The following is a 16,939-nucleotide window of genomic DNA, read 5'->3' as shown; positions in this document are numbered from 1 at the left end:
GCCGCCGGTCACGCATCGCGATTCGATTCACGCTCACCGGTTGATCATGTAACGTCGGGTTGGTGTGGACCGGGCGATGGCGGCCGGTCGCGGCCGGCGCGCTGGCGCTGCTGGCACTCGCCGGCGCGGCGGTAGCGGCCTGCCGGGCGACCGACGGGAGCGAAGGCCCGGCGGTCTGGCGGGCCTATCCGGGCGCGTTCACCGCGCCGGCCGGGGCGACGGCGGCCGCGACCCTGCTCATGCCCGCGCCCGACGGGTGCTTCTACGCCATCGGTCCGGTCGACGCCGGCCAGCGGCGGTGGACGGGCACCTGGCGCGGCACCGCAGACTGCGCCACGGTCCGCCGGGAGTGGCCGGTCGAGCTGCCCCCGACGTCGCCGCAGATCACCGAGCGGGAGACCGTCGTCGACGCGGTCGAGGGGCCGCAGGACTGGCTGACGGTGTCCGCCACGACCGCCGGGGACGCCGCCTGGGCCACCACGTCGCGGGGCACGCCGGAGCACTGGGAGGCCGGCCAGCTGCGCACGCCGCGGGACGCCGCCGGGGACGTGCCGGCCGGGATCGGCGTCGTGCGCGGCCGGTTCGCCGTGGTCGGGCTGCACGGAACAGCACCGACGGTGTACCTCTCCCCCGGCTACGGCCCATGGGACGACCGCCCGCTGCCGCAGCCCCGCAACGGCGGCGACGACGTCCGGCCGCTCGCCGTGGCCGGCGCCCCCGGCAGGTACCGGCTGGACTCCGGCACCCGGCGCCTCGTCGAGGACGTCGGCCCGGCCGTCGCCGTCGGCCGGTCCGGCGACAGGGCGGTCGTGTGGACCAGCCGGGACGGCGGCGCCGAATGGTCCGCGGACACCCCGGCCGGGGCGACCGAGCTGACCGACGTGGTCCACGACGGTTCGGCGTTCGTGGCCGTCGGCGCGGCGGGCCGCAGCGCCCTGGTGCTGACGTCGGACAACGGCTCGATCTGGGCGCCGGACCGGCGGGGCGTCCCGGCCGGCGCGCTGCCGTGGCGAGCCGTGTTCGCGCTGCGCCCGCCGACCGGCCGCGGCGAGCCGATGGTGCTCGGCGGGCCGGCGGCGCCCCCACCGGCGGTCTACGCCGTCGGCCCCGCCGCGGAGCACGACTGCGCGACCGCGTGGCGCCGCGACGAGGGCGCCTGGGTCGCCGAACCGCTCGGCTGCCACGGCGTGCCGACCGCGCTGCTGCGCCTCCCCGACGGCCGGATCGCCGCGGTCAGCGGTACCACCCTGCTCCTACGTCAGCATCTGTAAATCCGTACATGCGGTGGCGCAGATCGACGAACCTCGGTGTACCGCAAGGACTGACCGGAGCCGCCCGTGCTACCCGGCCGTCAGCAGCTGGTGGACGCGGGTCAGGAAGGCGGCCGCCGCGTCGCGGTCGACCTCCCCGCCGGACTCGCGGCCGCGGGCGTGGCTGTCCAGGGCGGCCCTGATCAGTGCCGCCTCCTCCGCCAGGTGCTCGGCCGCCCACGCCCCGGCCGCGCGCTTGGGTGACCAGGTGCGCTCCACGCAGTACCGCAGCGCCCGGCACCCGTTGAGGACCGCATCGTCGCCGTGGTCCCCGAGCCCGTCCAGGTGCGCGGCGACCGATTCGGCCACGACCGGCAGCAGGTGCCGCGACCGCACCCGGGTGACGAGGTCGGCGAACGGCGGGCCGATCAGCGCGCGCCGCTGCTGGCGGACCATGTCCCGGTCGATCGGGTACCAGAAGGCGGGCCCGTCGCCGGGGCCGGTCTCGGCCTTGTACGGCAGCTGCGCCCCGGTGTTGAGGTTCAGCGCGAACCCCGCCTCGGTACCGAGCCCGGCGAGCGTCGCCCGGTCGTAGAGGACGAACTCGAGCCCGGCCGCCGGGCACGGCAGCGCGTCGTGCCCGAGTGCGGCCACCACCGCGTCGATCTCCTGCGCGGCTGGCTCCTCGGCCACCGCGACCAGGTCGATGTCGCTGCGGCCGGGCTGGAACGCGTCGAAGGCGAGCGAGCCGGCCGGGTACACGCCGACCAGCCGCCCGCGGAAGATGCCCTGCAGCCGGTCGACGACCGCGCCGAGGTACGCGTCGAGGCGCATGCCGCAACGATAACGGCCGACGTCATCGCGCCAGCCAATGGCATGGCCGACGGGAACCTCTGCACCGGGTTGGCGTCCGGGCTGTCCTCCTGTTTGTCACCCTTGATGTTCGTTGAGCAGCGCCCTCAGTGCGTGAGCGAACTGGGTCGGCCGCTCGACGGGACCGAGGTGACCTCCGGGCAGCTCGGTCAGGGGCAGGTCAAGCCGCGCGGCCAGTGCCGCGGCGGCCCGGTACGGCAGCTGGCCGCGGGAGTCGATGCCGGCGACCGGGATGAGGCGTGCAGACGCCGCGTCGAGTGCGGCCAGCTGGACTTCGTTGGTGGCGAAGGGGACCAGGATGTGCTCGAGGAAGAGCGGCTGGAGGCCGGCGAGGCGGGTGAACAGCTCCAGCAGTTGCGGGGTCGGGGGTTCGGGGTGTGTGTCGGCGTAGCCTTCGAGCCAGTCGCCGCAGTGGTGCAGCGCCGCCGGGGTGGCGTCGGTGCCGGCGGTCGTCATGATGGCGGTCATGAGCGGTGCCGCCGCGGCCGGGCCGTCGGTGCGCGCGGCTGCTCGGACCGATTCGAGGGCGCTGCGGTGGCCCTCGGCGTCCGGCAGGAGGACGGTCACCGGTGGTTCGTGAACGACCGCGAGGTGGACGTGCTCAGGGTGGCGGGCCAGGAGTTCGAGCGTGGTGATGCCCCCGGCGCTGAAGCCGAACACGGTCGGTGGCTCGTCGAAGAGCTTCTCGATCAGGGCGAGGGTGTCCTCGGCGTGGACCTTCGGGTGCTGTTCCCCGGTGATGGTGTCGGGTCGCGCTGCCGAGGCGACGCGGCTGGACATCGCGACGACGCGGTAGTAGCCGGCCAGGTGCGCGACGAGGCGGTCGAGGACGCCGGCGTGTCCGGAGCCGCCGGGCAGGAGCAGCAGCGGGGGGCCCTCGTCGCCACGCTGGTCGTAGTCGATGGTGGCGCCGTTGAGGGTCAGCGTCCCGGTGGAAATTGGCTTCTCCTGTCTAGATTTTCGACCAGTTGGTCAGGATGTGGTGCAGGGTCTCGACAGCTCGCCGCCACGAGGTGTCGAGGCTGCGGTCGGCGGTGAAGCCCCCGCTGGCTTCCAGGTCGCTGAATCCGTGCAGGGTGCTGCGCAGCAGCCGGACGGCGTCGGTGGCGTCCGGTTCGGACAGGTCGTAGCCGCGCAGGAGGGCGTAGCAGACGTCGATGATGCGCGCGGCGTTGCCCGATGTGGCGAGTCGCTCGGGCGAGACCGGGTGCCGGGTGGCGGCGTAGCGGCCGGGATGACCGGTGGCCAGGGTCCGGTAGGTGTCGGCGAAGGCGGTGAGGGCGGCGTGGCCGGATCGTCCGGCGATCGCCGCGCCGAGCGCGTCGGCCCATTCGCCGAGCGCGCGCATCGCCACGCGTTCTTGCACGTCGGCGAGGCCCCGGATGTGGGTGTACAGGCTGGCATCGCGGACGCCGAAGCGCTTGGCGAGCGCTGACAGCGTCAGGTGATCGAAGCCGATCTCGTCAGCGAGGTCAGCGGCTGCGGCCACCAGGGCATCCGGGGTGAGCCTCTCACGCGGCATGGTTTTCCTAACCTCCCTAGGATATTTGCTAATATACCTAGGAGCGCTGGGGTCCTCGCAACCTGACGAAGCGGAGAATCACCACAGCCTTACCGCAACAGCCACGCGGACATCTCCGGTGCGAAGTAGCTACTTCGACCTGACAAGTAGATTGATGGCTGTCGCGAAGTACACGCAGGTCGGCTGCGGTGCCTCCGACTGCACGCTGGTTCATGACTACGCGCGGCAGAACGCCTTCGGCCAGATTCGCATCCATACATCGAGCTTCTCGGCCTAGACGCACGACTACGACAAGGCCGGCAAACGGTTCCGCTCCTGGACGGACAACACCATCGGCTCGGTGAGCAAGACCAACCACTACAGCGGCGACACCGACAGCCCCGGCTGGACGAACGAGGGCGACGGCACGTACACGCGCATCATCAACGCGATGGCTGGCCTGTCCGGCACCAGAACCGGCTCCGCGGGGACGATCACGTGGCAGATCACGAACCTTCACGGCGATCTGGTCGCGGGTACCGTCACCGGGACGAACGGCCTTGCGTACACCGCCGAGACGGACAAGTACGGCAGCGCACGTAATGCGGGCGACGTCGGCACACACCGGTACGGATGGCTCGGCAGTGCGCGCCGGGCTGCGGATACGCCCGGGGGGCCCATGCTGATGGGCGAACGGGTCTACTCGCCCGCCACGGGGCGGTTCGGCAGCGTCGACTCGGTCTACGGCGGCAACGCCAACGCTTACGACTACTGCGCTGGCGACGGCGTCAACTGCACCGACGTCAGTGGCAACGCCTCGTGCCGGGGGAGCTGGAAAACCTCGAGCAAGTCGTGGTCCACCGGATCGTCACCGAGACCTACAACATCCGGTGCCGACTCAGCCACAACGAAACCTGGATCTCACTGGCCCTCTTCGCGGTCTTCGGCTCGACGATCATGGCGGGCGTCCTCGGCTTCGCCGCCTTCATGATCTGCGCGACGTTCGGCACGCCGCTGGCCGGCGCGGTCTGCGCCACAATCACCATGGCGGTGACCGGCATGGTCGGCGCACTGATCGGCATCGCGGGGACCGGCATGTACGGAAACATCTGCAAAAGCCTCAACGGCGTAACCCTCCGCTCCACCGTCATCCGCATGTACCACTGGATAACAGGTCAGACCGTCGCCGCGGTGTACGGCTATCCCCTTATGCGATCTTGTAACTGACAACATCTGAGATCGGCCATGCGGGAGGCATCCCACACGGCCGGCCAGCCCCGAGAGGTCACCGTGCCCACTTACGTCCAAGCCGTGTGGCTTGTGTTCTGCGTCGTGCTGTGTGTAGCGACCGGCTTGGCCGCGTGGCGCGTGTCCTCGCAGCCGGTGTTGGCCAAGGTGCGCACGACCGCCGGGCCCTCCTTCGAGCGGCTGGCCAGGACCGCCTCCCGCATCGGATACATGATCAGCGCCGTCTTCGCCGTACTCGCCGTCGTTGTGTCCACCGGCAGCACTTACGCCATGCTCGTCGTAGGCCTCGTGCTCATGCCGGTGGCCCTCGTCCTCGCCGTGCTGACCGTGATAGCCATCGGACGGGCCATTAAGCACCGCCACTGAACGACAAAGCCCAACCGTGCAGACAGACCTGGTAGGTGTGGCGACAGCCACGCGCGGACCCGCCGAGCGGCCGCGCGACTACGGTCGCGGAACGTCGTGCGGGGTGCCGAATGATGCTGCAATGCCGGAAGACGCGCCGCTGAATAGCGGTGCTCCGCCAGGCGCAGCCGTATCGGAGATGCAGACCAAACTTCCGGATCCCCCGTGCCCGGGCGGCCAGCGCCACCGTGAGCGCCCCGGTCGGCGCACTCCCCACGCGGAATCCGACGGGCTACCACGCGTGGCTCACCGTTGTCCGCTCCGCGTGGCGTCCCGGTCGTGTTGCCGAGGTCGGGCGCGTGCGGGTCGCGGAACTTCCTGCGGGCCGCGCCGGCGGCATCCAGGCGGTGAGCATCGGAAACCGCCGAACCGGACGACGTGTCCGATTGGTAGGCTATTGCGATGAGTAGCCGCCGTGACCTGTTGACGGGCAGTCCGATCGACGCCCCGGCCCGCGGGGAGCGCGCCGACGCGGCCAGAAACCGGGCGAAGGTGCTGGCCGCCGCTGCGAAGCTGTTCGCCGAGCGCGACGCGCGAACCGTCACCATGGAGGACATTGCCACAGCCGCCGGGGTGGGGCGCGCAACGCTGTACCGGCGCTACCCGGATCCGGCGTCGGTCGCACGGGCCCTGCTCGACGAGCACGAGCGCGCGCTGCAGGAGCAACTCATCTCCGGCCCGCCGCCGCTGGGTCCCGGCGCACACCCGGCGGACCGGCTGGCCGCGTTCTACGCGGCGATGGTGGAACTGCTCGAACAGCACCTGCCGCTCGTCCTCGGCGCCGAGATCGGGCCGGCCCGATTCGCCACCGGCGCCTACGGGTTCTGGCGGGCGCACGTGCGCGGGCTGCTCGTCGAGTCCGGCGCGCCCGAGGTCGACGCGCTGGTCGACGTGCTGCTGGCGCCCTTGGCCCCGGAGGTGTACGCATTCCAGCGCGGGCAACGCCATGCGCCCGAGCAGATCACCGCCGCCCTGCGCGCCCTCGCCCACCGCGTCGTTGCGGGCGATGCGGGGCCGGACCGCCGCCGATGATGCAAGCCGGCTGGAGGCGGCGGTCCGGACGTCCGGCGCCGGCCGTCACGCGGCCGGATCGGCGACGCGAGCGAGGATGACGCCGGCGATGATCAGCGCCAAGGCCACGAACCGGGTGACCTGGATCGGGTCCTTCTGCACGACGACGCCGAGGACGATCGCGCCGATCGTGCCGATGCCGGTGAAGACCGCGTAAGCGGTGCCGACCGGTAGGTGTTGCATTGCCCGGGACAACAGATATACGGCGCAGGCGCCGAGGACGAAGCAGATGAGTGTCGGCAGCGGGCGGGTGAAGTTCTGGGTTGGTTTGATGGTCTGCGACCACGCGATCTCAACCAGCCCGGCCAGCACCAGCACGAGCCAGCTCATGCCGGCTGCCCGGTCGTCACGCCGTCGTCCGCGCCGACGGTGCGCGCGAGCTCGACCACGCGCTGCTTGGCCGTGGCATACGACTGCTCGTATGCCGCACGGTGCTGCGCCAGGATGGGGTCTACGGTGGCGTTCACCAGCTCGGCGTTGACGAACGTGACGTCAGCCACCTGGAAGTGTCCGAGGAAGAAGTCTCGCAGGTAGCGCTCCTGGTGGTCGACGGGGGCGCGCGGCGTGCCCGGCGCGTAGGTGCCGCCCCGGGCCGAGGCGACCACCACTTTGACGTCCAGCGATGCGCGCGGAAACGTGACCTGGTCGATCCACAGCTTCAGGCTTGCCGGGATCGAGAAGTTGTACATCGGAGTGCCGATCAGCAGCACGTCGGCCGAGATCAGCTCGGTCAGCAACGGCTCCAGGACCGCCCAGGCCGCCCGCTGCTCCGCCGTGCGGACGCCCTCGGTCAGGCGACCCGGATCGGTGATGCTGTGCTCGAGCGCATAGTCGCAGATCTCGGTCCAGGCTTGTCCGATAACCGGGACCGGCTGGGCCGCCAGGTCCCGATAGGTGTACCTGCCGTCCGGGTGGGCGGCTCGCCACTCGGCGGCGAATGCCCCGCTCAAGGCGCGGGAACGCGACTCCCGGCGGGCGCTCGCGTCGAGATGAAGCAGGTGCGGCATGACGACTCCTCTACGAATCGCGATCCGGACGCATCGTCCAGTTCCGTTCGCCCAAGGTACTCAGCAACTGGACGCATCGTCCAGTTGCGTGCGTCACGTATGCGCTCGGACCGACGCGGCGTGGTCGCGCAGCGCGGTGACGGTTTCCTCGGTGAGCTGCGGCGGCTCATCGCCGAGGTACACGGCGGTGCGGATGTGGTGCTCGCCCGGGGGGTAGTCGGCGCGAAGCATGGGCAGGACCGTGCGCCGGTGCAGCACGTTCGTGCCGGCGATGGGCGCGACGAGCTCGCCGGTCCGGACGCGGTCAGTGTCAGTGTCGAGGTCGACGATGACACTGGTCAGCCCGCCGGCCGTTGCACCGCACGCGCCCACGTCGTCCGTGCTGCGAAGCGCCGCCGGATCCTGTCCCAACGTGAGCCACGGCAGGCTGAACGCGCCCTCGGCACCCGTCAACGCCCGGCCGGTGGTGAGCCGGTGCAGCCGGACGTGCCAGCCGTCGCGGAACGGCGCAAGGTACGTCTGCACGGTCACGTCCGCCCACGGCGACCACCTGGTCCAGACGACGTTTCCCTCGACGCGGGACTCGTCCACCTCTTCGCGGGCCCGCCAGCGCCGCCCGGCGTCGTCGCTGAGCGCCAGCATGCTGTCGAAGGCGCCGGCGGCGAGACTCCGGTCGCCGGCGGGGACGCTGAATCCGGCCCGGGTGGAGTAGGCGAACTTGGCGTACTTCGCGGCACCGCCGCGCGCCCAGTCGCGCCATCCCTGCCCGTTGAGCAGCACCACATCCCCCCGATGCCGGCTGATGACGACCCGTGGCGCGGCCTGCGCGCTCACCACGTCCGCATCCACGGGCGCGGATCCCGCAGCGGCCGCGGTGCTCCAGAAGGGATGCTCGGCGGGCAGGGCCAGGGGCAGGAAGAACTTGGTCGACCAGTACGGCGAGCCGGCGCCGAGGTACTGCTCCACGACCGCGCTGTTCGGATAGCCGTAGCCGACGGTGAGTAGCCCGTCCTCGCTGACGATCGGCTGTCGCCACCACCACGCGAGGTGCCGGTCGGCCAGGGCGCGGATGCGTTCCCAGGGCAGAGCCGGTACACCGGCGAAGGCCAGCGCGCCCCAGAACGCGCCCTGCGCGAAGCGGTACCCGAGACTGCGCCCGAACGGCACGGATGAGCCGTCGGCGGCGAACCAGTGCTGAAACTGCCCGGCGAAGCTGTGGCTGCGTTCGGTCAGTCGCTGCGCCCGCTCCGGCTCGAGCGCGTCGAGCCCGGTCAGCACGAGGCCGTACCAGTGGAATGCGAACGGGTTGTAGTAGTCGCGGCCGCCGTCGTCGCCGTCGCTGTACCAGCCGTCGGACAGCGCGAACCGTTCCAGGCGGTCGAGGTGTGCCCGCCGCCGGGTCGCGTCGGTGGCGATGCCGAGCCGTTGCAGGCCGAGCCCGGCGAGCACGGGGAAGAAGTGCCAGTTGTTGTCGTACGGCGTCGCCTGCGTCGCGTCGCTGAGCCAGCGCACCAGCACGTCGCGGTCCCGGCCGGTCAGCGGGTCCCAGAGCTCCCGCGGCGCGATCGCGAGTGCGTAGCCGATCGCGGCGGACTCGACGAGGCGTTGGCCACTGGGTGGCCCGGCGTACCAGTCGTGGCGCGGGTCGAGTGCCGCGAGGAGGCTGTGCCGGACGTTGTGCCACTGCTCGTCGGCGCGGCCGCCGCCGGCGGCGTGTGCGGCGAGGCCCCACAGCGGCCGGGCCACCAGCTCCAGCCAGGTCGCGCCCGGGTCGTTCGAGGAGGCGCAGACGGGTTGGCGGTCGGGCCCGAGGGACGCGAGCCGGGTGGCCGGTGCGGTCACGGCGAGCAGCGCCTGTGCCCATCCGTCGTGGGTGCCGGTCAGTTGCGGGGCCGGTGTTCCGTGGAGTTGCGCCAGCGTGGACACTTTACGGAGCGTAGGTCTGTAGTAAAGCTTTTCGCAAGCGTTTCTATTGGTCCGGACCAGGGAAGGTGTTGGTTGAACAAACGGCCGAGCATCAAGGATGTCGCCGCGCGAGCCGGCGTCTCGATGGCCACCGTGTCCCGGGTGCTCTCCGGTGACTACCCGGTCGCCGACGAGACCCGCCAGCGGGTCCAGCGCGCGGTGCGCGAGCTGGACTATGTGGTGAACGCCCATGCCCGGGCGCTGCACGGTGCGACGTCGAAGGTGGTCGCGCTCGTGGTCGCCGAGGTCACCACGCCGTTCTTCGCCCGCATCGCCGCCGGTGTCGAGGAGCAGGCGACGGAGGCCCACCGTCTCTGCCTGGTCTGCACGACCCACGCCGATCCCGACCGGGAGCTCGATGTGGTGCGGCTGATGCGGGAGCAGCGGGCCGATGCCGTCATCCTGGCCGGCGGGGTGGTGGAGAACGACGACTACCGCGAGCGGATGCGCCGGTATGCCCAGGGGCTGGAGGACGCCGGCAGCCGTCTGGTCCTGTGCGCCCGGCCGTCGCTGGGCCCGGACTTCCCCGCGATCACCGTCGAGTACGAGAATGTCGGCGGGGCGCACGCGGCCACCACGCATCTGCTGACGGCGGGCCACCGCGACATTCTCATGATCGCCGGACCCGTCGGGCTGACCACCTCCGACCAGCGCGTCGAGGGCTACCGCACGGCCTTGACGGCGTACGGCCGGCCGGTCGACCCGGCGCTGATCAGCCACGGGCCCTGGGACCGTGAGGGCGGCTACCGGCGCACGCGGGCGCTGCTGGCATCGGGGACGCGGTTCACCGCCATCTTCGCGGGCAATGACGGCGTCGCGTCCGGCGCGATGGCGGCGCTGCGCGAAGTCGGGCGGCGCATTCCCGAGGACGTCTCGATCGTCGGCTATGACGACATCCCCAACGCGGTCGACTTCAATCCGCCGCTGACGTCCGTGCGGGTTCCGCAGGAGGAGTTGGGGCGAACCGCGGTGAAGCTGGCGACGCAGCGTTCCAGCGAGGCGTCCGGGCGTGAGCATGTGATGCTCGGAACCCACGTGGTGGTGCGCGGTTCGGTCCGCCAGATCGGCGCCTGATTCGCGCCGGGCGTGTCGCGGCATGGCCGCTCGCCGCCCGGCGCGAATCCCCCCGGTCCGCTGACCTAACCGGCGTACTCCTTGGCGTACTCCTCGGCCATCTTGTCGCCGCCGTCGTCACGCCATTTCTTGAGGATGGCGTCCCAGTTGGTCAGCGGCGCGCGCCCGGTCACGATGTCGTTGATGCCGTCGTTGAGCACCTTGTCGAGCGTGACGCCGCTGCGGCTACGGGTGTCGGAGACCAGGCCGGCGGATGGATCCTTCAGCCCGAGGGGTACCGCCTTGGTCTCCCACGCGTGCAGCCGCTTGACCGAGTCGGCGTCGACGCCGGAGAAGTACAGCACCCGGGGCGCCTCGGCGAGGTAGATGATCGGCAGATTGACGTTGTTCTCGCCGTTGGCCCACAGCGGCGTGGGGGTCGGTGTGCCGTTTGCGGCCCGCGTGAAGTGGACGCCTTCCACGCCGAAGTGGGTGAGCTCGTACTCCTTGGTGCCGAACGGCGCGGCCAGGTAGTCCAGCACCCGCAGCAGCATCTGGATGCGTTCCGCCGGCGCCTTCTTCAGCACGGTGTAGCCGAAGTTGCCGGTGCCGGCGACGATGTACGGCCCGCTGGCGCCGGCCTTGTACGGCAGTGCGAGATCCACGGGGTAGGCACCCTTGACGCCGATCACCGCGGGCTGGAACGCGGCCAGCCCGTCGGTCATGCTCTTGAAGGTGCCGTTGTTGAAGAAGGTCTTCGTGTCGGGAACGCTGAGGGACATGGTGTCCGGGTAGTAGGCGCCGGCGGCGAAGAGCTCCCGGACGAAGGCCAGCGCGTCCTTGAACTCCGGCAGGGTCTCGGCCCTGATGAACTTGCCGCCATCGATCTTCCAGTTGTTCGGGGCGCCGAACGCCGCGGCGTGGAACTGTCGCAGGCCGAACTGGTTGGCCTTCTGGGCACCCAGGCCGTACTGCTTGTTCTTGCTCAGCGCCTTGACGGCGGTGGCGAACTCGTCCTTCGACCAGGTGCTGTCGTTGGCGCCGACCGAGGAGAAGGCGCTGCGATCGATGAACATCGCAGAGGCCGGCAGCGGCCGCTCCAGCGGGATGCCGAAGATCCGGCCCTTGATCCGGCCCATGCCCTGCCAGGTGTACGGCGGCAGATTGGCCAGGTTCGGGTAGGCCTTGATCTTGTCGCCGGCGAGGAAGTCCGACAGGTCGGCGCACTTGGCCGACACGAACTCCAGCTCGCGCGGGAGCCGGTGGCCGCCGCCGATGCTGATGATGTCCGGCAGGTCGTCGCCCGCCGTCAGGGTGGCCATCTTCGCGTCGAAGTCGGCGTCCGGCACGAGGGTGAGTTCCAGGTCGATGCCGAGTGCGTCGTTGATGGCCTTCCAGAGCTTGTTCTGGTCGGCGGGCTTCGGCGGGGTGCCGTACGTGATGGCCACGGCTTTGACCTTGGTCTTGTCGCCCGGCGTGGCCTTGACCGAGCTGACCAGGTCGCTCGGGTACTTCGTGTAGCCGGCCTGCACGCCCTCGGCGGTGCCGGGCAGATCCGGGGGCGGGCCGGCGAAGGGCTGGTACGTCGGCCACGGGACCTTGTCGGTGCCCGCGTTGCCGACCGAACCTCCGCCGCCGCCGTCTCCGCATGCGGCGAGCAGCGACGGCACGGCGAGCGCCGTCGCGCCCATCCCGATCGCGCGCAGCAGCGCGCGTCTGGACAGTTCAGGGGACCGGGTCATGGGAAGGCTTCCTTTTCTCTGGGGCCGGCGCGACAGGGGTGTGGGTGCGCGGGCGTGGAGGATCAGCTCTTGATGGCCCCGCTCAGCACGCCCTTGACGAAGAAGCGCTGGAGGAACGGGTAGACCAGCACGATCGGGATGGTGGCGAGCACCACCACCGCCATCCGCACGGTCTGCGGTGCGGAAAGCAGGCCCGCCTCGCCCGCTGACGGGTCGGCGAGCTGCCCGCCGGCCAGCACGTAGGTGCGCAGGACGAGCTGCAGCGGCCATCTGGACGGCTCGTCGATGTAGATGAGGGCGTTGAACCACGAGTTCCAGTACGAGACGGCGTAGAACAGTCCGACCACGGCGAGGACGGCCCGGGAGAGCGGGATCGTGATCCGCCAGAGCATCGTCAACTCGGACGCGCCGTCCATGCGCGCCGCCTCGTAGAGTTCCGCCGGCAGTGACTGGAAGAAGCCGCGCATCACCACCAGGTTGAACGTGTTGACCAGCACCGGGGCGATGAGGGCCGCGTAGGAGTTGAGCAGCCCGGTCTCCTTGACCACCAGGTACGCCGGGATGATGCCGGGCGGGAAGAGGAACGTGAACAGCACCACCAGCATGATCGGCTTGCCGCCGAACACGGCCGGCCGGCTCAGCGCGTAGGCCAGCAGGACAGTCGCGGCGAGGCTGAACGCGGTGCCGGCCACGGTCACGCCGAGGCTGACCACGGTGGCGCGGCCGACGATGCCGCCGGAGAGGATCTCCTTGTACGCGGCCAGGGACGGATGCTCGGGCCAGATGACCCAGCCGCCGTTGGCCACGACATCGGCCGGGGCGGCCAGGCTGGTGGACACGACCACGAGGAACGGAACCGCGACCAGGGCGAGCACGACGACGATCGCCGCCGCCTTGGCGGTGCTGGTGAGCGGATGCGGAGCCTCCTGCCAGGCGGGACGGCCCGCGCCGCGCCTGTTGTCGCGGTGTTGGAGCTTCACTGGTACACCCCTGACTCACCCAGCCGATGGGAGATCTTGTTCGCGGCGTAGACGAGCACGACGCCGATCACGCCCTTGAACAGCCCAGCGGCGGCGGCGAGCCCGAAGTTGCCGTCCTGGATGCCGTGGAAGTAGACGAAGGTGTCGATGATCTCGGCGGTGCGCGGGCCGACCGCGTCGCGCTGCAGCAGGATCTGTTCGAAGCCGACCGAGAGGATCTCGCCGAGTCGCAGCACCAGCAGCAGCACGATCACCGGGCGGATCGCCGGCAGGGTCACGTGCCAGAAGCGGCGCCACGGGCTGGCGCCGTCGAGGGCGGCCGCCTCGTACAACTGCTCGTCGACCTGGGTCAGCGCGGCCAGGAAGATGATCGTTCCCCAGCCGGTGTCCTTCCAGATGACCTGGGCGACCACCATCGGTTTGAAGGCGTCCGGGTTGCCGAGGATGTTCACGGTGTGCAGCCCGCTGTCGGCGAGGAACCCGTTGAGGACGCCGGTGGCCCCGAGCATCTGCTGGAACAGGGCGATCACGATCACCCACGAGACGAAGTGGGGCAGGTACACCACGCTCTGCACGAAGCGTTTGACTCTCGTGTGGGTCAGGCTGTGCAGCAGCAGCGCCAGCGCCAGCGGCGCGGGGAAGAAGAAGACGAGTTGCAGTACGGCGATCTCCAGGGTGTTCACGGTGGCGCGCCAGAAGTCCGCGTCGCCGAACAGCTGCTGGAAGTTGTCCAGGCCGATCCACCGGCTGCCGGACAGGCCGAGAAACGGCACGTAGTCCAGGAAGGCCAGCACGCTGCCGAACAGGGCGCCGTAGTGGAAGATCGCGTAGTAGAGCAGCCCGGGGACCATGAACGCGACCAGGATCCGGTCGCGACGCCACCGTTGATACCGGGCCCGGCGCGGCGGGCTGGCCGGTCCCGACCGGGCCGCCGCGCCGCCGGCCGGCCCCGCCGCGTCGAGCTCGGCCGTCTCCGCTCGAGTTTGCGCTGACACCTGCACCTCCTCGCCGACGAAGCGACTTGTGGCCTGGACCACACGTTCGACCAAGGTAAAAGCTTTTCTACAAAGACGTCAAGAGTCCGACACCGATCCGAAACACTTCCCCATCTATATGCCGCTTGACCTGGTCTCCTTGACTGGTTAATGTTCACGCTCATCACAGGAGACGTTTTCTATCGAACGGAGACGCCGTGCGTCAGGCCGAGCGCCCTGTCGGGATGATCGCGATGTCCCGCGCGGTGACCTCCGCGGTCCTGCCGGAGGACCTCATGGCCCGGCTCGCGGGCGTCCTGCGGCTCGCCGGGACCGAGGCGGTGGAAAGCTTCGACGATCCGGCGGCTCGCCGCGGCATGGAGACGGTCGAGGTCCTGGTGACCGGATGGTCATGCCCGCCGCTGACCATGGCAGTGCTCGACGCCGCGCCGAAACTGCGAGCGGTGGTGCACGCCGCCGGCTCGGTCAAGGGGCACGTGGGCCCGGAGGTGTTCGCCCGAGGGATCGTCGTGTCCTCCGCCGCGGACGCCAACGCCGAGCCCGTCGTGGACTTCACGCTCGCGGTCGTCACATTGGCGGGCAAGCGCGCCTTCGGGCTGGCTCGGCAGTACGCGACGGGCCGGTACGCACCCTTCGAGCAGCGGATCGGCAACGACGGCCGGGTGATCGGCGTGGTCGGCGCGTCGCGGATCGGCCGGCGGGTGATCGCCCGGCTCCGTGCCGGCGGGTACCGGGTGCTGGTCGCCGATCCCTACCTGGACCGGGCGCGGGCCGCGGAACTGGGCGCCGAGCTGGCCGATCTCGACGAGCTGTGCCGCCGCTGCGATGTGTTGACGCTGCACGCGCCGCAGCTGCCGGAGACGCGCCACCTCATCGACGAGCGGCGGCTCGCGCTGCTCCGCGACGGCGCCCTCGTGATCAACACGGCGCGGGGCTCGCTGGTGGACACGGACGCGCTGACCCGGGCGTGCGCGAGTGGACGGATCGACGCCTGCCTGGATGTCACCGACCCCGAGCCCCTGCCCGCGGGCCACCCGCTGTTCGGGCTGGCCAACGTCTGGATCACCCCGCACCTGGCCGGTGTGCAGGGCAGCGAGGTGCGCCGGCTGGGCGAGTTCGCCGTCGCCGAGGTCGAACGGTTCGTCGCCGGCGAGCCGCTGCACGGCGCGGTCCACGCCGACCAGCTCGGCCAGCTCGCCTGAGGAATTGCCTGCGAGTTGCTCGTCAGCGTAGCCCGGGCGCTGCGCGTGGTACCCCTGCTCAGCCGGCCCTGAGGTCGCCCACCATGCGCCGGTAGACCGGCTCCAGCTCGGCGTCGGTGCCAGACGGGTCCAGGTCGAGCTCGCCCGGCTCCTCCGGGGGCAGCGCCGCCACCCGCTGGCCGAGCGGGGGCGGGTACTCGCCCGCGCCACCGTCGCCGTCGGCCGGCGCCACGGGGTGGGCGGCGCGGACCGCGGCGGCAAGCGCCGGCCAGGCCGCCACGAGCGGCAGCACCGGCCCCCGGCGCTGCGCCCAGGCGGCCGCGCCCGCGTGGTCGCCGGCCTTGGCGTCGCGGCGCAGCACGGTGACGATCGACGGCGTCAGCCACCGGGTGAGGAGTACCTCGGCGACCGCCGCCGAGCCGGCGACGCGCGCCGCAGCGGCGTCGGCGGCGTGTACGGCCCGGATCGCGTCCGGGCGCAGCAGCGCGAGATAGGTGCGGCGCAGCAGCGCCACCGCGCCGCGCAGCACCCAGGTAACCGGGAACAGCAGCAGTTCGACGATCCAGACGAGCGACTGGTCCGCACTGACCTGGCCGCCGACCCGGGTGGACATCGCGGCGAGGACCGCTGGGTCCTGCAGCGCGCGCAGCGACTTGTCGCGCTGCGGCTCCAGGATGCTCTCCAGCTCGGCGAGACTGTGGTCCACCCATCCGGTGACGGGCGAGCGGCTCGGGTCTGCCGGGGCGAAGCGGCTCAGCTCCAGCGCGAGCAGCGCCGCGCGCTCTCGCGCGTCGAGGGACGCCCAGGGGCGCGAACGCGGAGTCGAAGCAGGTGCTCGGCGTCGTGCGCGTGCCGTGGGCGACCGAGGCGCTCGCGGGTGGCCACCGGGCTGCTGGGTGCGGCGCGCGAGGGGGTGCTGCGCAAGCGCCGGCGGCGGGTCGTGGCGCGGGTGGCCCGCGGGTCCAGCACCACCCCGACGGGGCCGACCGAGCCGCCCGGAGTGGCCCCGGGCGGCGAATCGGCGGAGAACTTACTTCTTCTTCTTGTTCTTCTTCTTGTCCTTCTTCGACTTCTTCGCCATGTCGTTCACCTCCTGGGGCTCGTTTGACTCATCAGACAGTACGTCTGAACGGCGGGCAAACAAAGGGTTTCGCCGAGATTTCAATGAACTTCCGGAAGTCTGTGCTCGTCTACTGTGGACTTTGTAGACGGTGGCGAGGTCGTGCAGATCACGTAGAGAGCCGCTGCAGCAGGGGAAGCAGGTTCGGTACAGTCAGCGTGAAATGAGGTGAGGATGACTGCATCGAATCGGAGTCGCGCATATCACGCTCCACGGCGTGTCGCGCAAGCCACGGCCACCCGGGCGGCGATCATGGCCGCCGCGGGGCGGCTCTTCGCGCGGCACGGGTACGCGGCCACGACCATCGCCGCGATCGCCGAGGACGCCGGCGTGACGCCCCGGTCGGTGTACGCGGTGGCCGACAAGCCCGGGTTGCTGCTCGCCGCGGTGGGCCCGGCCGACGCCGGCGACGACGTCGTCGAGTCCCTGCTGCGCGGCTACCCGCTCCTGCGCGCGTTCGAGGAGGCGGCCGCGGTCGAGCCGGCGGTGCGGGAGGCGTGGCGGCGGCACGAGCGGGGCCGGCGGGC

General features: G+C 70.9%; 17 protein-coding genes and 1 pseudogene. 8 read left to right on the top strand and 10 right to left on the bottom strand.

Annotation, left to right across the window (positions count from 1 at the left end):
- The first annotated feature begins 62 nt into the window (after window positions 1–62).
- Window positions 63–1,271: a hypothetical protein gene (locus AB0M46_RS40570; protein WP_363345207.1), complete on the top strand. Its 1,209-nt coding sequence runs from the start codon at window positions 63–65 to the stop codon at window positions 1,269–1,271.
- A 69-nt stretch (window positions 1,272–1,340) separates the two neighbouring features.
- On the opposite strand, the gene AB0M46_RS40565 is transcribed toward AB0M46_RS40570, so the two are convergent.
- The 3 genes from AB0M46_RS40565 to AB0M46_RS40555 form a co-directional block, all read right to left on the bottom strand.
- Window positions 1,341–2,084, bottom strand: coding sequence for an aminoglycoside adenylyltransferase domain-containing protein (locus AB0M46_RS40565; RefSeq protein WP_363345206.1), 744 nt, complete (start codon window positions 2,082–2,084; stop codon window positions 1,341–1,343).
- A 96-nt stretch (window positions 2,085–2,180) separates the two neighbouring features.
- A complete protein-coding gene (locus AB0M46_RS40560; RefSeq protein WP_363345233.1) occupies window positions 2,181–2,987 on the bottom strand; it encodes an alpha/beta hydrolase in 807 nt (268 codons plus the stop codon).
- Between the two features lie 88 nt (window positions 2,988–3,075).
- On the bottom strand, window positions 3,076–3,645 hold the full coding sequence (locus AB0M46_RS40555) for a TetR-like C-terminal domain-containing protein (RefSeq protein ID WP_363345205.1): 570 nt from the start codon (window positions 3,643–3,645) through the stop codon (window positions 3,076–3,078).
- A 430-nt stretch (window positions 3,646–4,075) separates the two neighbouring features.
- On the opposite strand from AB0M46_RS40555, the pseudogene AB0M46_RS40550 reads away from it, so the two are divergent.
- The 4 genes and pseudogenes from AB0M46_RS40550 to AB0M46_RS40535 form a co-directional block, all read left to right on the top strand.
- Window positions 4,076–4,423: pseudogene (locus AB0M46_RS40550) on the top strand (RHS repeat-associated core domain-containing protein); the annotation flags it as partial.
- A 20-nt stretch (window positions 4,424–4,443) separates the two neighbouring features.
- Window positions 4,444–4,851, top strand: coding sequence for a hypothetical protein (locus tag AB0M46_RS40545; protein WP_363345234.1), 408 nt, complete (start codon window positions 4,444–4,446; stop codon window positions 4,849–4,851).
- An 84-nt stretch (window positions 4,852–4,935) separates the two neighbouring features.
- Window positions 4,936–5,238, top strand: a complete 303-nt coding sequence (locus tag AB0M46_RS40540; RefSeq protein WP_363345204.1) for a hypothetical protein — start codon at window positions 4,936–4,938, stop codon at window positions 5,236–5,238.
- A gap of 441 nt (window positions 5,239–5,679) precedes the next feature.
- Complete coding sequence (locus tag AB0M46_RS40535; RefSeq protein ID WP_363345203.1) at window positions 5,680–6,309, top strand: helix-turn-helix domain-containing protein; 630 nt, start codon at window positions 5,680–5,682, stop codon at window positions 6,307–6,309.
- Between the two features lie 45 nt (window positions 6,310–6,354).
- Here the strand turns inward: AB0M46_RS40535 and AB0M46_RS40530 are convergent, their stop codons facing one another.
- The 3 genes from AB0M46_RS40530 to AB0M46_RS40520 form a co-directional block, all read right to left on the bottom strand.
- Window positions 6,355–6,678: a multidrug efflux SMR transporter gene (locus AB0M46_RS40530; protein WP_363345202.1), complete on the bottom strand. Its 324-nt coding sequence runs from the start codon at window positions 6,676–6,678 to the stop codon at window positions 6,355–6,357.
- On the bottom strand, window positions 6,675–7,355 hold the full coding sequence (locus tag AB0M46_RS40525) for an NAD(P)H-dependent oxidoreductase (RefSeq protein WP_363345201.1): 681 nt from the start codon (window positions 7,353–7,355) through the stop codon (window positions 6,675–6,677). Before AB0M46_RS40525 ends, AB0M46_RS40530 begins: the two co-directional genes overlap by 4 nt.
- A 93-nt stretch (window positions 7,356–7,448) precedes the next feature.
- Window positions 7,449–9,281: a DUF2264 domain-containing protein gene (locus AB0M46_RS40520; RefSeq protein WP_363345200.1), complete on the bottom strand. Its 1,833-nt coding sequence runs from the start codon at window positions 9,279–9,281 to the stop codon at window positions 7,449–7,451.
- Here AB0M46_RS40520 and AB0M46_RS40515 point away from each other — a divergent pair.
- Entirely contained in the window at window positions 9,258–10,394 is a 1,137-nt protein-coding gene (locus AB0M46_RS40515) for a LacI family DNA-binding transcriptional regulator (protein ID WP_363345199.1), read from the top strand. The two genes, AB0M46_RS40520 and AB0M46_RS40515, sit on opposite strands and share 24 nt — an antisense overlap.
- A gap of 65 nt (window positions 10,395–10,459) precedes the next feature.
- Here AB0M46_RS40515 and AB0M46_RS40510 read toward each other — a convergent pair whose 3' ends face one another.
- The 3 genes from AB0M46_RS40510 to AB0M46_RS40500 all read right to left on the bottom strand — a co-directional run bounded on the left by AB0M46_RS40510 (window position 10,460) and on the right by AB0M46_RS40500 (window position 14,090).
- Window positions 10,460–12,115: a hypothetical protein gene (locus AB0M46_RS40510; protein ID WP_363345198.1), complete on the bottom strand. Its 1,656-nt coding sequence runs from the start codon at window positions 12,113–12,115 to the stop codon at window positions 10,460–10,462.
- 62 nt (window positions 12,116–12,177) lie between these two features.
- Window positions 12,178–13,095 carry a carbohydrate ABC transporter permease gene (locus tag AB0M46_RS40505; RefSeq protein WP_363345197.1) on the bottom strand — a complete coding sequence of 306 codons (918 nt, stop codon included), beginning with the start codon at window positions 13,093–13,095 and terminating at the stop codon, window positions 12,178–12,180.
- Window positions 13,092–14,090, bottom strand: coding sequence for an ABC transporter permease subunit (locus AB0M46_RS40500; protein WP_363345196.1), 999 nt, complete (start codon window positions 14,088–14,090; stop codon window positions 13,092–13,094). The genes AB0M46_RS40505 and AB0M46_RS40500 overlap by 4 nt, the downstream gene beginning before the upstream one ends.
- 197 nt (window positions 14,091–14,287) lie before the next feature.
- On the opposite strand from AB0M46_RS40500, the gene AB0M46_RS40495 reads away from it, so the two are divergent.
- The gene (locus tag AB0M46_RS40495; RefSeq protein ID WP_363345195.1) at window positions 14,288–15,292 is read left to right on the top strand and encodes a hydroxyacid dehydrogenase; all 1,005 of its coding nucleotides are present in this window, start codon (window positions 14,288–14,290) and stop codon (window positions 15,290–15,292) included.
- Window positions 15,293–15,350: 58 nt separating this feature from the next.
- Here the strand turns inward: AB0M46_RS40495 and AB0M46_RS40490 are convergent, their stop codons facing one another.
- The gene (locus AB0M46_RS40490; RefSeq protein ID WP_363345194.1) at window positions 15,351–15,998 is read right to left on the bottom strand and encodes a hypothetical protein; all 648 of its coding nucleotides are present in this window, start codon (window positions 15,996–15,998) and stop codon (window positions 15,351–15,353) included.
- 666 nt (window positions 15,999–16,664) lie between these two features.
- Here AB0M46_RS40490 and AB0M46_RS40485 point away from each other — a divergent pair.
- On the top strand, window positions 16,665–16,939 hold a 275-nt coding region (locus tag AB0M46_RS40485), incomplete at its 3' end, for a TetR family transcriptional regulator (protein WP_363345193.1).

Origin of the sequence: Dactylosporangium sp. NPDC051485, from assembly GCF_040682015.1 — a bacterium.
Lineage (GTDB): Bacteria > Actinomycetota > Actinomycetes > Mycobacteriales > Micromonosporaceae > Dactylosporangium.
This window is presented reverse-complemented; position numbering and strand designations above follow the sequence as displayed.

Coding starts and splice junctions, on each gene's coding strand:
- AB0M46_RS40510 (WP_363345198.1), bottom strand. CDS start 12,115: ATGACCCGGTCCCCTGAACTGTCCAGACGCGCGCTGCTGCGCGCGATC.
- AB0M46_RS40565 (WP_363345206.1), bottom strand. CDS start 2,084: ATGCGCCTCGACGCGTACCTCGGCGCGGTCGTCGACCGGCTGCAGGGC.
- AB0M46_RS40535 (WP_363345203.1), top strand. CDS start 5,680: ATGAGTAGCCGCCGTGACCTGTTGACGGGCAGTCCGATCGACGCCCCG.
- AB0M46_RS40530 (WP_363345202.1), bottom strand. CDS start 6,678: ATGAGCTGGCTCGTGCTGGTGCTGGCCGGGCTGGTTGAGATCGCGTGG.
- AB0M46_RS40525 (WP_363345201.1), bottom strand. CDS start 7,355: ATGCCGCACCTGCTTCATCTCGACGCGAGCGCCCGCCGGGAGTCGCGT.
- AB0M46_RS40555 (WP_363345205.1), bottom strand. CDS start 3,645: ATGCCGCGTGAGAGGCTCACCCCGGATGCCCTGGTGGCCGCAGCCGCT.